This window comes from Streptomyces sp. NBC_01481 (assembly GCF_026339995.1).
GTDB lineage: Bacteria > Actinomycetota > Actinomycetes > Streptomycetales > Streptomycetaceae > Streptomyces.
In genome coordinates this window covers 92,476-107,063 of the sequence record NZ_JAPEPT010000007.1, presented here as the reverse complement: position 1 = coordinate 107,063, position 14,588 = coordinate 92,476, and the positions used below count along the sequence as shown (strand labels likewise).

Annotated in this window: 11 protein-coding genes and 5 tRNA genes; 5 read left to right on the top strand and 11 right to left on the bottom strand. The window is 69.3% G+C overall.

The window, feature by feature from the left end:
* Window positions 1–3: 3 nt before the first annotated feature.
* From OOK40_RS32380 to OOK40_RS32330, 11 genes are all read right to left on the bottom strand, one after another.
* A complete protein-coding gene (locus tag OOK40_RS32380; RefSeq protein ID WP_266488728.1) occupies window positions 4–972 on the bottom strand; it encodes an MEDS domain-containing protein in 969 nt (322 codons plus the stop codon).
* Window positions 962–1,315, bottom strand: a complete 354-nt coding sequence (locus OOK40_RS32375) for an STAS domain-containing protein (RefSeq protein ID WP_266488726.1) — start codon at window positions 1,313–1,315, stop codon at window positions 962–964. Before OOK40_RS32375 ends, OOK40_RS32380 begins: the two co-directional genes overlap by 11 nt.
* Window positions 1,316–1,411: 96 nt before the next feature.
* Window positions 1,412–1,484: transfer RNA gene (locus OOK40_RS32370), tRNA-Glu, on the bottom strand.
* A 21-nt stretch (window positions 1,485–1,505) separates the two neighbouring features.
* Window positions 1,506–1,577, bottom strand: a tRNA-Gln gene (locus OOK40_RS32365).
* A gap of 16 nt (window positions 1,578–1,593) precedes the next feature.
* Window positions 1,594–1,666 (bottom strand) — tRNA-Glu (locus OOK40_RS32360).
* A gap of 84 nt (window positions 1,667–1,750) precedes the next feature.
* Window positions 1,751–1,823: transfer RNA gene (locus OOK40_RS32355), tRNA-Glu, on the bottom strand.
* A gap of 21 nt (window positions 1,824–1,844) precedes the next feature.
* Window positions 1,845–1,916: transfer RNA gene (locus tag OOK40_RS32350), tRNA-Gln, on the bottom strand.
* An 86-nt stretch (window positions 1,917–2,002) separates the two neighbouring features.
* On the bottom strand, window positions 2,003–2,722 hold the full coding sequence (locus OOK40_RS32345) for an HAD family hydrolase (protein WP_266488724.1): 720 nt from the start codon (window positions 2,720–2,722) through the stop codon (window positions 2,003–2,005).
* Between the two features lie 140 nt (window positions 2,723–2,862).
* Window positions 2,863–4,338 (bottom strand): glutamate--tRNA ligase, encoded by a 1,476-nt coding sequence (gltX, locus tag OOK40_RS32340; RefSeq protein ID WP_266488721.1) that lies wholly within the window; start codon window positions 4,336–4,338, stop codon window positions 2,863–2,865.
* On the bottom strand, window positions 4,331–5,122 hold the full coding sequence (locus OOK40_RS32335) for a fumarylacetoacetate hydrolase family protein (protein WP_266488719.1): 792 nt from the start codon (window positions 5,120–5,122) through the stop codon (window positions 4,331–4,333). The genes gltX and OOK40_RS32335 overlap by 8 nt, the downstream gene beginning before the upstream one ends.
* Window positions 5,123–5,229: 107 nt before the next feature.
* Entirely contained in the window at window positions 5,230–5,403 is a 174-nt protein-coding gene (locus OOK40_RS32330) for a hypothetical protein (RefSeq protein WP_266488717.1), read from the bottom strand.
* A gap of 582 nt (window positions 5,404–5,985) precedes the next feature.
* Here OOK40_RS32330 and OOK40_RS32325 point away from each other — a divergent pair.
* From OOK40_RS32325 to OOK40_RS32305, 5 genes are all read left to right on the top strand, one after another.
* Window positions 5,986–9,549, top strand: a complete 3,564-nt coding sequence (locus OOK40_RS32325; RefSeq protein WP_266488715.1) for a sensor histidine kinase — start codon at window positions 5,986–5,988, stop codon at window positions 9,547–9,549.
* A gap of 9 nt (window positions 9,550–9,558) precedes the next feature.
* Window positions 9,559–9,972 carry a roadblock/LC7 domain-containing protein gene (locus OOK40_RS32320; protein ID WP_142214992.1) on the top strand — a complete coding sequence of 138 codons (414 nt, stop codon included), beginning with the start codon at window positions 9,559–9,561 and terminating at the stop codon, window positions 9,970–9,972.
* A gap of 128 nt (window positions 9,973–10,100) precedes the next feature.
* Complete coding sequence (locus OOK40_RS32315) at window positions 10,101–10,505, top strand: DUF742 domain-containing protein (protein WP_142213456.1); 405 nt, start codon at window positions 10,101–10,103, stop codon at window positions 10,503–10,505.
* Window positions 10,486–11,067, top strand: coding sequence for an ATP/GTP-binding protein (locus OOK40_RS32310; protein ID WP_266488710.1), 582 nt, complete (start codon window positions 10,486–10,488; stop codon window positions 11,065–11,067). Before OOK40_RS32315 ends, OOK40_RS32310 begins: the two co-directional genes overlap by 20 nt.
* A 348-nt stretch (window positions 11,068–11,415) precedes the next feature.
* On the top strand, window positions 11,416–14,580 hold the full coding sequence (locus tag OOK40_RS32305) for a nitrate- and nitrite sensing domain-containing protein (protein WP_266488707.1): 3,165 nt from the start codon (window positions 11,416–11,418) through the stop codon (window positions 14,578–14,580).
* The last annotated feature ends 8 nt before the right edge of the window (window positions 14,581–14,588 follow it).

Genomic DNA, 14,588 nt, shown 5'->3' with positions numbered 1-14,588 from the left:
AACTCAAGGCCAGTGCAGGGCGCGCGCGCCCGCGCAGCGGAGCCGCAGTCGCAGACCGCCGTCGGTCATCGCACGGATCTCCACCGCCTCGCACAGGCTCCGCACCAGCCACAGCGCGTCGTCCGCCGACGGCTGCGGTCCCGGTGGGACGAAACCAGCGAAGCACCCCGGCACGGTCGCCTGCCGCCCCAGGCCCAGCAGGTCCCAGACCACCGCGCCCGGCTCCTCCCAGACCCGCAGCTCCGCATCGGACGCCCCGCGCGCGAGCAGCCAGGTCAGCGCCTCGTTCACCCGGGTCTCGGCCTGCGCGACGCGCTCCTCGTTCAGGCTCGCCGTCTCTGCCCGCAGCCGCGCGAAGCGCCGTACCGCGTCCAGCGAGGCCGGTGGCTCCAGGAGCGCGGCGTGCGGGGGCGGCGGCGGGAGCGGGCTGTCCCTGGACGCGGCGTAGGTCTCCGGTTCGGTGTAGGTGCCGCAGGGCAGCACCAGGTCCCCCACCACATGGCGGGGATGGGTCGCCCAGGCCGCCTCCACGACGTGGTCCGGCACGCTGCGGGTGTCGTACGGGCAGATCAGCCGAGCGTCGGTGTGGGCGAGCAGGACATTGAGCCCGGACTCCAGCCGCTTCCAGTCGTTGATCTGCCGGGTGCACTGCCCCGCCCAGACCGGTTCGACGATCATCCGCACCGGGCGGCCCCGCGCCCGGAAGCTGTCCGTGTACCGCAGCAACGCGGCGACCCGGTCAACCGGCAGGCGGCCGAAGCAGGCGATCTCGGCGGTGTCGAGGGCGTGCGCCCGCTCCCCCAGCGCGTCCCGCAGGAGCGCGATGTTCGCGGGGGTCGTGGCAGCGAGCACCGGCTCCCCCGCGGCCAGCCCTTCGTCGGCGAACGGCACGGCCATCGCCAGGAACTCTTCCTCGTCGCCGTACAGACAGGCCTGGTGCTCAAAGCCGCCCGGGACCCGGTCAGTTGACACGGCGGTCTCCCAGCCGCAGACCGGGTGTGTCGTCCCAGCCCACGAGCGCGATCACATTCCGCAGATGCGGGGCGAGTCCCGCCAACTCCACATGGTCGCCCGGCTTTCGGGTCCGGGCCAGGCCTATCAGCAGGCGCAGTCCGCCGAGGTCGAGGAACTCCAGCCCCGAGAGGTCGAGTTGGAGATCCCCTTCGACCGAGGCGATCACGTCGAGAGCGCCGCTCAGGTGTCGGTGGGCATGGACGTCGACGATGCCCTCGATCCTCAGCCCCGGGGGCTGTTGGATGCGGGAGATGCGTAACTCCGCGGTACGTACGAGAGGTTCCGCGCCGACAGCATCCATGGGCGGAGTATCCGCCAGGGGCTGCCGCCGCAGGAAGGTCCGTACGCGAAGAACGCGAAGAGGCCCTCCGCGATGGCGGAGGGCCTCTTCGATGCGTACCCCCGACCGGATTCGAACCGGCGCTACCGCCTTGAGAGGGCGGCGTGCTAGGCCGCTACACAACGGGGGCTTTGCGGATGAGCTCCGCGAGCTGGCCTACCAGGACTCGAACCTAGAATGACGGTACCAGAAACCGTAGTGTTGCCAATTACACCATAGGCCATGGTGGTTTAGACCAGTACCCCCGACCGGATTCGAACCGGCGCTACCGCCTTGAGAGGGCGGCGTGCTAGGCCGCTACACAACGGGGGCCCTAGCGATCCCACCCGGCAGAGCCGGGTGATGTCACTGCGCGGTCATCGGGTGCGACCCTGAATGATCAGCAGGATGGATCTGTACCCCCGACCGGATTCGAACCGGCGCTACTGCCTTGAGAGGGCAGCGTGCTAGGCCGCTACACAACGGGGGCTTTGCAGAAGAACTCTGCGAGCTGGGCTACCAGGACTCGAACCTAGAATGACGGTACCAGAAACCGTAGTGTTGCCAATTACACCATAGCCCACCAAAACTCAACCCCGAGAGGGGGTTTGTTTGGTTTGCGCTCCCCGGCCGGACCTCTCGGCCCACTCGGGCGGCGCAGGAAGAACATTACCTGAAGGTGTCCGGCGCTCCAAAACGAGTATCGCGCCGCAGCAGGCCGGGGAGCTGGGCGAGACCGGTGATACGCGTGAGTTCAGGACGCCCTCCGAGGCCGGTGCGGTCCAGCCAGATACCGGTGAGACCCGCGGCCACGGCCCCCAGTGCGTCGATGTCCGGCTGGTCCCCCACGTACGCGACCTCTTCGGGCGGCAGCGCGAGGGCCTCGCAAGCCGCGTGGAACGCCTCGGGGGCGGGCTTGGACACACCCAGCTCGGCCGCGCACACGACCGCCTCGAACCGGTCGCGTACGCCAAGGACGCGCAGCTTGCGGTCCTGGTTGTGGAGCGAGGAGTTGGACAGGACCGCATGGCGGTAGCCGTCGGCGAGCAGGTCGAGCGCGGGGACGGCGTCCGGGAAGAGCGACCAGGCGGCCTCGAAGTGCACGATGTAGCGCTGGAACCAGGCGTCGGCCTCGGCATCGCCGAGTGGCCGGCCGGTGAAGGACCGCACGCGGTCGCGGCGCTGCCCCTGCCAGTCGGTCTCACCGGCGGAGAAGCGCGCCCAGTGCTGGTCGGTGATCTCGCGCCAACGACCGAGGGCCTGGTCGACGGAGTCGTATCCGTCCACCAGGCCCTCGGCTTCGAGGTGCCGCTGCATTCCGGCGCGGTCGGCGCGGGCGTAGTCGAAGATCGTGTCGTCGATGTCCCACAGGACCGCGCGGATCGGCATGAGCCGACCGTACCCGCCGCGCCGCCCCCTGCTGGGGGTTCGGGGGTTATCCCCCGATGAGTGCAGTGTCGATGTCCCACAGGACCGCGCGGATCGGCATGAGCCGAGCTTAGAACGCGGGCTTCGGCGGTGCCTCGGAGTCAGGACGCGAGCTTCTCCAGCGCCGCGTCGATCCGCGCCAGCGTCTTGTCCTTGCCCAGGATCTCCAGCGACTCGAACAGCGGCAGGCCCACCGTGCGGCCCGTGACCGCGACGCGTACCGGGGCCTGGGCCTTGCCGAGCTTCAGGCCGTGCTCCTCGCCCGCCGCCAGGACCGCGTTCTTCAGGGACTCGGGGCTGGACCAGTCCGCGTCGGCCAGCTTCTCGCGGGCCGTGCGCAGCAGCGCGTCGGAGCCCTCCTTCATCGCCTTCGTCCAGGACGCCTCGTCCTCGACCGGGGCGTTCAGGAAGAGGAAGTCGACATTGGCCGTGATGTCCGAGAGGACGGTCACCCGGGTCTGGGCGTGCGGGGCGATCGCCTCCCAGGCCGCCTGGTCGAACTGCTCCGGGGCCCAGTTGGCGTGCGGGGCCCGCAGCCAGGGGCCGCACGCCTCGGTGAAGGCCTTCACATCGAGGCGGCGGATGTGGTCGGCGTTGATCGCCTCGGCCTTCTTCAGGTCGAAGCGAGCCGGGTTGGCGTTGACGTCCACCACGTCGAACTTCGCCACCATCTCCTCGATCGAGAAGACGTCCTGGTCGGCCGAGAAGGACCAGCCGAGGAGGGAGAGGTAGTTGAGCAGGCCCTCCGGGAGGAAGCCGCGCTCCCGGTAGATGTTCAGGGACGCCTGGGGGTCGCGCTTGGAGAGCTTCTTGTTGCCCTCGCCCATGACGTACGGGAGGTGACCGAACGCGGGGATCTCCTTGGCGATGCCCAGCTCGATCAGCGCCTTGTAGAGCGCGATCTGGCGCGGGGTCGAGGAGAGCAGGTCCTCGCCGCGCAGTACGTGCGTGATCTCCATCAGCGCGTCGTCGACCGGGTTGACCAGCGTGTACAGCGGGGCGCCATTGGCGCGGACGATGCCGTAGTCCGGCACGTTGTCCGGGGTGAAGGTCAGCTCGCCGCGGACCAGGTCGGTGAAGGTGATCGGCGCGTCGGGCATCTTGAAGCGGACGATGGCCGGGCGGCCCTCGTCCTTGTACCGCGCGATGCGCTCGGCGGAGAGGTTGCGGCAGGTGCCGTCGTAACCGGACGGCTTGCCGGCCAGACGGGCGGCGTCGCGGCGGGCCTCCAGCTCGACGGCGGTGCAGAAGCACTCGTACGCGTAGCCGCCGGCCATCAGCTTCTCGGCGACGTCCTGGTAGACGTCCATCCGCTGCGACTGGCGGTAGGGGGCGTGCGGGCCGCCCGCCTCGGGGCCCTCGTCCCAGTCCAGGCCCAGCCAGCGCATCGAGTCGAGCAGCTGGTTGTACGACTCCTCGGAGTCGCGGGCCGCGTCGGTGTCCTCGATACGGAAGACCATGGTGCCGCCGGTGTGCCGGGCGTAGGCCCAGTTGAACAGGGCGGTGCGGACCAGGCCCACATGGGGGTTGCCGGTCGGGGACGGACAGAAACGTACGCGGACGTTCGCGTTAGCCACGCTTGATCACCTTGTTGGTGAGAGTGCCGATGCCTTGAATGGTGACGGCGACCTCGTCGCCGACGTTGAGCGGGCCGACCCCGGCCGGTGTGCCGGTGAGGACGACGTCGCCGGGGAGCAGTGTCATCGCCTCGGAGGCATTGACGATCAGCTCCTCGATGGAGTGGATCATCTGGCTCGTACGGCCGAGCTGGCGCTGTTCGCCGTTGACCGTGCACTGGATGGCAAGGTCGCTCGGGTCGAGGTCGGTCTCCACCCAGGGGCCGAGCGGGCAGGAGCTGTCGAAGCCCTTGGCCCGGGCCCATTGCTTCTCGCGCTTCTGGACGTCGCGGGCGGTGACGTCGTTGGCGCAGGTGTAGCCGAGGATGACGTCCTTGACCCGCTCGAGCGGGACCTCGCGGCACATCCGGCCGATGACCACGGCCAGTTCGGCCTCGTGGTGCAGTTCCTGCGAGAAGGAGGGGTACGCGATGGGGTCGCCGGGGCCGATCACCGAGGTGGACGGCTTGAAGAAGGCGAACGGCGCGTCGGGGACCTCGTTGCCGAGCTCCGCGGCGTGCTCCGCGTAGTTGCGGCCGAAGGCCACGACCTTGCTGGGAAGCACGGGCGGCAGCAGCCGGACCCTGTCCTTGGAGCCGGGAGCCAGCGGGACCTTGGTGCCGGAGAGCTCGAAGTCCGCGAACGGGATGCCCTTGATGATGTCGAGGACGAGGCCGTCGGGGCCTTCGCCCTCGACCGCGCCGAAGGCCACATTGCCGTCGATGGAGAACCTGGCGATGCGCACGGGATGCGGGTGCCCCTCTTTTGATGACGCTGGCTGGAGTCTGACGCTCCAGGCTAACGCGGGTGCGGGGACCGCCTCGCGTATTGGTGGGGGCACCGCCTCGCGTATTACTGGGCGGGGGCGTCCATCAGGACCGTGCGGCGGGGGTTGGCCGTCTGCATGGGAAGATCGATCGCGTGCTCCGGCTGTTCCGGCATCTGCAGTTCGTCCGCGTCCGTGAGGTGCGCGAGCGTGGTACGCCGGGGGTTGGCTATGTTGCGGAACATCATCGTCGTCTTCATCGGTTGTTTCAGACCTTGTCGGTGTGCGGGCGCTGCGGTTAACGCCGGGTTGACGGATTTCCCATCCCTGTAAAGCGTCAGGCTAAACATCCAATTCCCCGGGAAAGCCCGGAAGACTCAGCGATCTACGTGTGAGTTTCCTCACGAGTTGACAGTCAATTCGGACATTCCGGATGACGGGTCAGTTGAGGGAAACGGACATTGCGCCACTGAAGCGACCATTCCGCTCCTGATCATCGCTACTGGGACACCCCCCACCCCTAAGCGACTCGTACGGAAAAGTCCGTTTCATCCGTGAACCATTTCTACGTCTTGTGACGCGACGCTCACACCGCGTCATCCAGGTCACAGGCCGGTACACGGCTCTTGTTGGAGATCCTGCACTGTGCTGGAATTCCACGCACCGCCGCGGTTTCAGGCCGGCGCGCATGGGGCGCAACGCAGCGCCGAGTGGCGGCGGGAAAGGGGGAGCAGCGCCGGTCACTCAACGACCACCATGGGGCACCATATTTTCGCCCCGAGACGCCGACACCGTCCCGCCGTGAGAGCGGAGGGACGCCTGGTCCAGAGGTTGCGACGCTAGTGCAGGGACGTTTCAAGAGGGATGGCAGCGCTGCGGCGGAACAGGAGCCGCGCGGCGGGACCGACCGCGGCTCCTCGCCCCAGCACACCCAAAACCAGGGACCGGCAGCGCCCGGCGACAGCGGCGAACGTGCCGCGCGCCCCGGCACTGCGGCACCCGGCGGCGAGAGGCCCACGGCCCCGCTGAAGCCGAAGGGACCGACGGACACCGGGCCGCGAATAGCCCTGCGCAACTGGCGCATCAGCACGCGCCTTGTCTCCCTGCTGACCCTGCCGGTCGTCGCAGCGACCACGCTGGGCGGACTCCGTATCAACGAGTCCATGGAAGACATGAAGCAGCTGGATCACATGCAGCTGCTCACCAAGATGACCAAGCAGGCGACCGAACTGGCGACGCAGCTCCAGACGGAGCGCGACCTGTCGGCGGGCCCGATTCGCAACGACCCTGCCGCCGTCACCGACTTCAAGGTCACAGGTCCCCGCACCGCGACCGACCGGGCCAGGAACGCCTTCCTCGATGCCACCCGCGACATCCCCAACACGGATGAGGACGAGGCCCTGGAGAGCATCCGGGCCAACGCGAACCAGATCGCCGTCCAGGTCCACGAACTCAACGGCATCCGGGCCAACGCGTACAAGGCGGAGCAGCCGACCTCCCTCACCATCGACAAGTACAGCCGGCTGATCGACGCCCTGCTGAGCCTGTCCCAGGACATGGCGCAGGCGACGAACAACCCGGAGATGATCAAGCGGACCCGCGCCCTGGCGGCCTTCTCGTCCGCCAAGGAGTACGCCTCCATCCAGCGCGCCGTCATCGCCGCAGCGCTCCCGATCGGCGACAAGGGCGTGGTCCCCGGCCTGACCGAGTCCGACCGGCAGTACGGCCAGGCCGCCCGCGAGCAAGGCGAGACCCAGCTCAAGGCCTTCAAGGCGGTCTACGAGTCCTCCGGCGGCAACGCCGACGAGCTGACGGAACCGATGGAGGACGGCAACCCGACCATCGAGGCGGCCGAGCTCTACGCCAAGCGCGTGCTGGACACCAAGAACGGCCTGGCTTCCCAGAAGCCCATTCGCTCGCACCTGGACTGGACCGACGACTACACGGTCCGCATCAACGCCATGAAGACCATCGAGGCCACGCTGCTCGGCCAGATGGAGACCAAGGCCCGTGAGCTGCGTGAGGCCTCGCAGCGCGAGGCGATCATCAACGGTGCACTGATCCTCATCGTCCTCGGTGTCTCCCTCGTGGGCGCCTTCGTCGTGGCCCGCTCCATGATCCGCTCGCTGCGCCGGCTGCAGGACACCGCGACCAGGGTCGCCCAGGACCGTCTGCCCGAGCTGGTCAAGCAGCTGTCCGAGTCGGACCCGCAGGACGTCGACACCTCCGTCGAGTCCGTCGGTGTGCACTCCCGGGACGAGATCGGCCAGGTGGCCGCGGCCTTCGACGACGTGCACCGCGAGGCCGTCCGCCTCGCCGCCGAGCAGGCCCTTCTGCGGGGCAACGTCAACGCGATGTTCACCAACCTCTCGCGCCGCAGCCAGGGTCTTATCCAGCGTCAGCTCTCGCTCATCTCCGAGCTGGAGTCCCGCGAGGCCGACCCGGACCAGCTGTCCTCCCTCTTCAAGCTGGACCACCTCGCGACCCGTATGCGCCGGAACGGCGAAAACCTCCTCGTCCTCGCGGGCGAGGAGCCGGGCCGCCGGTGGACCCGGCCGGTCCCGCTGGTCGACGTGCTCCGTGCCGCCGCCTCCGAGGTGGAGCAGTACGAGCGCATCGAACTGGCCTCGGTCCCCGGGACCGAGGTCGCCGGACGCGTCGTCAACGACCTCGTGCACCTCCTCGCCGAGCTGCTCGAGAACGCGACCTCCTTCTCCTCGCCGCAGACCAAGGTCCGCGTCACCGGTCACGCACTGCCCGACGGCCGTGTGCTGGTCGAGATCCACGACACCGGCATCGGCCTCTCCCCCGAGGACCTCGCCGCGATCAACGAGCGGCTGGCGTCGCCGCCCACCGTGGACGTCTCGGTCTCGCGCCGCATGGGTCTGTTCGTGGTCGGCCGGCTGTCCCTGCGACACGGCATCCGCATCCAGCTGCGCCCCTCCGACTCCGGTGGTACGACCGCGCTGGTCATGCTCCCCGTCGATGTCGCCAACGGCGGCAAGAAGCCTCCGACGGGCATGCCCGGTGCGGGCGGCCAGGGCGCCGTTCCCCCGGGGCCGGGTGGTCCGGCGGGTATCGGCGGCCGTCCCGGCGGTACGGGCGGCGGCCGTCCCGGTCTCGGCGGCGGCCCCGGCGCGGGTCCCGCAGGGGCTCCCGCGGGCGGTCGGCTCGGTACCGGTGCGCCGCGCGGCCAGGTCGGTGCGGGCTCGGGTGCGCGTGCCGCGCTGCCGGCCCGTGACGGTGCTCCGGGCCAGGGCCAACAGGCCTCCCAGGGGCAGGGCCGCGGTCTCGCCGGGGCCTTCGGCTCCGGTGCGGGACGTGGCGCGCAGAACGCCCCGGCCCGCAACGAGCGGCAGAACGGCTTCCCGCAGAGTGCGCCGGGCGCGGGCGACCGCGGCCGGCAGCTGCCGGCGTCCGGCGGTCCGCGCGCCGAACTGCCCGGCAGCCCCCGCCGCGAGGAGCCGCAGCGCCCCCAGGCCACCAGCTGGGGCAACGAGCAGCAGGGCGCCCCTCGGCGCCATGCCGCGGACTCTCCGCGCGGGCACGAGGACAGCGACTCCGGGCGCGGTGCGGGCTCGACGTCGGAGTTCGCGCGGCCCGACTACAACGCGGGCCCGCCGCGCGGTGGTGCCGGTGCCACCGGGCAGTTCGTACGGCCCGACGTGTTCGGCGCTCCGGACTCCTCGTCCACGGGTCAGTACGCCCGCCCGGACGTGAACGGCTCGGGCGCCGGTTCGCAGGACCCGGCGTCCACCGCGCAGTTCGCGCGTCCGGACTTCAACGCCCCGCCCGCTCCCGCCCAGGCTCCGCGTCCGCGCGGTGGCCAGGACGGCTTCCGCGCCCCGCGCCCCGCGAATGCGCTGCCTCCGCAGCCGCAGCCCGAGGCGCTGCCGCCGGCCGGTCCCGGCGACGGCCGTACTCCGCTGTACGACACGCTGGAGACGAACTGGTTCCACGGTCCGCAGAGCGGTCAGTCCGCGCAGCAGCAGCCGCAGGGTCCGTCGGCAGCTGTCCCGCAGCAGCCGGCGGAGCGTCCCGTTCCGCCGATGCCGCAGCGCGCCCCCGCGCAGAGCCCGGCGACCCCGGGCAACGCGCCCAACGCGAGTGGTGCCGCATGGCGCTCCTCGCCCAATGACGAGTTGGTACGCCAGGCCGAGCGGGTCAGGAAGCCCGCGGCGGGCGGCGTCACCACCTCTGGTCTGCCCCGTCGGGTCCCGCGCGCCAACCTTGTGCCGGGAACCGCCCAGGAGCAGAACCACCAGGCCGGACCGCAGGTTTCGCGTGCACCCGATGATGTACGCGGCCGGCTGACCAATCTCCGTCGTGGCATTCAGCAGGGCCGTCAGCAGAATTCGACGACCGGCAGCTTCAACCTCGGCCCCACTCACCAGCAGGAGCACTAGTTGAGCCCGATGAGCCAGGCGGCGCAGAATCTGAACTGGTTGATCACCAATTTCGTGGACAACACCCCTGGGGTGTCCCACACAGTGGTGGTCTCCGCCGACGGTCTTCTGCTGGCAATGTCAGAAGGTTTCCCGCGCGACCGCGCCGATCAGCTGGCGGCCGTGGCCTCCGGGCTGACCTCGCTGACCGCGGGCGCCTCCCGGATCTTCGAAGGCGGCCCGGTCAGCCAGACCGTGGTCGAGATGGAGCGCGGTTTCCTGTTCCTCATGTCCGTCTCCGACGGTTCCTCGCTGGCCGTGCTCGCACACCCCGAGTGCGACATCGGCCTCGTGGGCTACGAGATGGCCCTCCTGGTCGACCGGGCGGGCAGCGTCCTCACTCCGGACCTGCGCGCCGAGCTCCAGGGGAGCCTGCTGCACTGATATCCGCCTCCCCCACGAGGTGTTTCAGATAGACGCCACCGCACAGTTACCGTCAGGCCGCCCACAGGCCCCCCACCGGCTCCACTCAGACGGCACGCAGACCACTTGCTGTCACGCCCGGAGGATTCATGACCCCGCCACCCGCCTCTCACGATCCGTACGGCGCCTCAGTCGACGCGTCGTACGGAGAAGGCGATCAGCCGCTGGTCCGTCCGTACGCCATGACCGGCGGCCGGACCCGGCCGCGCTACCAGCTCGCGATAGAGGCACTGGTCAGCACCACGGCCGACCCGGCGCACCTGGCCGGGCTGCTGCCGGAGCACCAGCGGATCTGCCACCTGTGCCGTGAGGTCAAGTCGGTGGCCGAGGTCTCGGCGCTGCTGTCGATGCCGCTCGGGGTTGCCCGTATCCTCGTCGCCGACCTGGCGGAGGCGGGCATGGTGGCCATCCATCAGCCGGGCAACGGAGAGGCCGGCGGCACGCCGGATGTGACACTGCTCGAAAGGGTGCTCAGTGGACTTCGCAAGCTCTAGCGGCGGCGCTGCCCGATCGACAACCAGCGCGAAGATCGTGGTGGCGGGCGGCTTCGGCGTGGGCAAGACCACGTTCGTCGGCGCCGTCTCGGAGATCAACCCGCTGCGTACCGAAGCCGTGATGACGTCTGCGTCCGCGGGCATCGACGACCTCACGCACACCGGGGACAAGACCACCACGACGGTGGCCATGGACTTCGGCCGTATCACCCTGGATCAGGACCTGATCCTGTACCTGTTCGGCACTCCCGGACAGGACCGCTTCTGGTTCATGTGGGACGACCTGGTCCGCGGCGCCATCGGCGCCGTCGTCCTCGTCGACACGCGCCGTCTCGCGGACTGCTTCCCGGCGGTCGACTACTTCGAGAACAGCGGACTGCCCTTCGTCGTCGCCCTCAACGGCTTCGAGGGACATCAGCCGTACAATCCGGAGGAAGTGCGGGAGGCGCTGCAGATCGGCCCGGACACCCCGATCATCACGACGGACGCCCGTCATCGTGCCGATGCCAAGTCCGCGCTGATCACGCTGGTGGAGCACGCCCTGATGGCCCGCCTCAAGTAGACACCGACATACGGCAGTTGTCGTAGTTATGCGTGGGCGGACTGTGTCCTTTGACACGGTCCGCCCTCGTGTTCATAACGTTTCGACAGAGAATTAAGATGGCTCGGCCACCCGGTGCATCCGGCCGGTGTCCCTGCGCTCACTTTTTACCCGCAATTTGACGCCACTTGCTCTATATGCCCGAAATATCTCGGGTCTGCACACACGGAATGGCCAATTCCAACTGTTTGGAACGGGGCCCCTCCGCGTGCTGGAATTCGACGAACTCCCGAGTAGTAGAGCTCTGAACGAAACACGGCACAGCGTAGGTGCCGACGCCGAGAGGTTGTTGGTCGAGTGAGGCGAAGCATGACGAGCTCCGCAGAGCAGCAGGCGCGGGGTAACTTCACCCCGCCGCCGCGCACAGCGGCGTCGCCTGCGGATGCGCCCGGTCCGTCCCCGGCCACCGGAAGCTCCAGCCGGCTGTCCCCGCGCAACTGGCGGGTGCCCACCCGTCTGAACGCGATCCTGCTCATACCCGTGCTCGTCGGGCTGGTGATGGGCGGCTTCCAGGTCAAGTCGTCCATCGACACCTGGCAGGAGGCACAGGACGCCGAGAAGACGGCGCTGATCGTGCGCGCCGCCTCGGAGTACGGCCAGGCGCTGCTCAACGAGCGTGACCTCACGGCGCCCAAGCTGCTCGCCGGTGCCCGCCAGGATCCGGAAGTCACCAAGGCGTACGCGAACACGGACAACGCGAAGAGTAAGTTCGACGAGGCCGTCAAGGTTCTGCCCGAGAAGCAGGGCCTGGAGCGCCGTCTGAGCCTCTTCCGGGCCGAGGAGCCCGGCCTCGCCGACATCCGCAAGTTCGCCTACACCGAGGCCGTCGAGAAGAAGTCCGCGGTCGGCACCGAAGAGAGCTACGTCAAGGTCCAGCACTCGCTGATGGAGTTCTCCAACGAGCTAGGCCTGGGCACCGGCAACATCACCAGCTACGGCCGTACGGTCTACGCGGTCCAGCTGGCCAAGGCCGCCGCGTCGCTCCAGCGCTCCATCGGTCTGCACCTGCTGATCCGGCCCAGCCAGGACGACACGATCCGCGCGAAGCAGACCATCGCGTTCAACTCGTACAACTACCTCGAGCAGATCGCGCTCGCCGAGTACGTCTCCGGCGGTACGCAGGACGACGCCGACAAGCTCGAGCAGATCATGACGGCCAAGGCCGTCGAGGGCGGCAAGAAGCTCAAGGCCGCCGGCCTCAACCCGCCGAAGGACGACAAGGGCTCGGTCCTGGCGGGCATGTCCGCCGCGATCGGCCAGGGGCTCAGCCCCAAGGAGCTGAAGCAGGGCGGCACCACGCCCGAGGTGTGGATGGGTGCGGCCACCGCCAAGTTCGACGGCTACACCGAGATCGAGAACGACCTCCTCACCAAGTCCGTGACCGAGGCCGCCGAGATCTCCGACGACGCCAAGCGCGACGCCATCACCACCGGCGCCATCGTCGTGATCGCCCTGCTCACCGCCTTCATCCTGGCCGGTCTCATGGCCCGCCAGATGAGCCGCTCGATGCGCCAGCTGCGCACCGCCGCCTTCGGCATCGCCGAGCAGCGCCTGCCGATGCTGGTCGACCAGCTCTCACGTACGGAGCCGGGCCGCGTCGACACCCGGGTGCAGCCGATCCCGATCGACACCCAGGACGAGATCGGCGAAGTCGCCCGCGCCTTCGACCAGGTCCACCGCGAGGCCGTGCGGCTCGCCGCCGAGCAGGCCATGCTCCGTGGCAACGTCAACGCGATCTTCACCAACCTCTCGCGCCGCAACCAGTCGCTGATCGAGGGCCAGCTGACCCTGATCACCGACCTGGAGAACAACGAGGCCGACCCGGACCAGCTGGAGAACCTCTTCCGGCTGGACCACCTGGCGACCCGTATGCGCCGCAACGGCGAGAACCTCCTCGTCCTCGCGGGCGAGGAGCCCGGCCGCCGCTGGAACCAGCCGGTGCCGCTCGTCGACGTGCTGCGTGCCGCCTCCTCCGAGGTGGAGTCGTACGAGCGCATCGAGCTCACCGGTGTCCCGGAGACGGACATCCACGGCCAGGCCGTGACCGACCTCGTGCACCTGCTGGCCGAGCTTCTGGAGAACGCCACGACGTTCTCCTCGCCGCAGACCAAGGTTCGGGTGACGGCAACCCGTCTCCCCGACGGTCGAGTCATGATCGAGATCCACGACAAGGGCATCGGCCTGACTGCCGAGGACTTTGCCGACATCAACCACAAGCTGGCCAACCCGCCGACCGTGGACGCCGCCGTCTCGCAGCGCATGGGCCTGTTCGTGGTCGGCCGCCTCGCCGACCGGCACGGCGTCCGCGTCCAGCTGCGCCCCTCCGGCGAGCAGGCGGGCACCACCTCGCTGGTCATGCTCCCCGACGCCATCACCCACGGTGGCGGTGGCGAGGCGCTCCCCGAGGACGACTTCACGGTCTCCCAGATCATTCCGGAGCAGCAGTCCTACGAGCACCCCCCGCTCCAGAGTGCGCCGATGCGCACGGCGGCGGAGCTCGGCTTCGACGACTCGCGGTACGAGGAGCAGTCCGAGGGCTCTCCGCAGCTCGACCCGGTGGGCCGCTCGCTGATGCGCGAGGAGCGCCGTGCGGCGCTGGAGGCGCAGGCTCAGGGCGGTGAGCGCCCCCTCTTCCGCGACGAGGCGGACTACCCGCAGGAGCAGCAGCAGTACGGCTCCGAGTACGGCCAGGAGTTCCAGGAGCAGGGTTACGCCCAGGACCAGCAGGCGTACGACGGCTACCAGACGCCCGGTGGCTACCCCGAGCACCAGGAGTACCAGGAGCAGCAGGACCAGCCCGCGGGCGCATATGCGGAAGCCAATTACCAGGCTTCGCAGGGGTCCGACGCTCAGTACGACGGTCAGTACGACACCCCGTCCCACCAGGCGGAGTGGCAGGATCAAGGTCCGTACCAGGGTGCGTACGAGCCGGAGTACCGGGCGGAAGCGGAATCTGCCCCCGGCGCTCCCGCGAACGCTCCCGACCGCGTAGGCTTCGACCGACCCGGGCCCGCTCCGAGCAGCAGCCACGCGATGACCAACGCCGGTCTCCCGCGGCGCGGCAGCACCCAGCAGCCGCAGTCCGAGCAGCAGTGGCAGCAGCCGGCGGAGCAGGACCGACAGGCTCCGCAGAGCGATCAGACCGAGGCGCCCGGCAACAGCATCAGCGCCACCGGCTCCGAGGACTGGCGCTCGACCAACGACGAGCGCTGGCAGCGGGCGGAGAAGCTTCGCGATCCGAAGGCGGGCGGGGTCACCTCCTCCGGCCTTCCGCGGCGGGTGCCCAAGGCCAATCTCATCGAGGGCACCGCGGAGCAGACGCCCCAGGGCGGCCCCCAGGTCTCCCGCGCCCCGGACGCCGTGCGCGGCAGGTTGAGCAACCTGCGGCGCGGTGTCCAGCAGGGACGCAGCGCGGGAACGGACACGAACGGACTGGGCTTCGGCCCGGGCAGTACCTACAACCAGGAGCGTTAGTGTGAGCC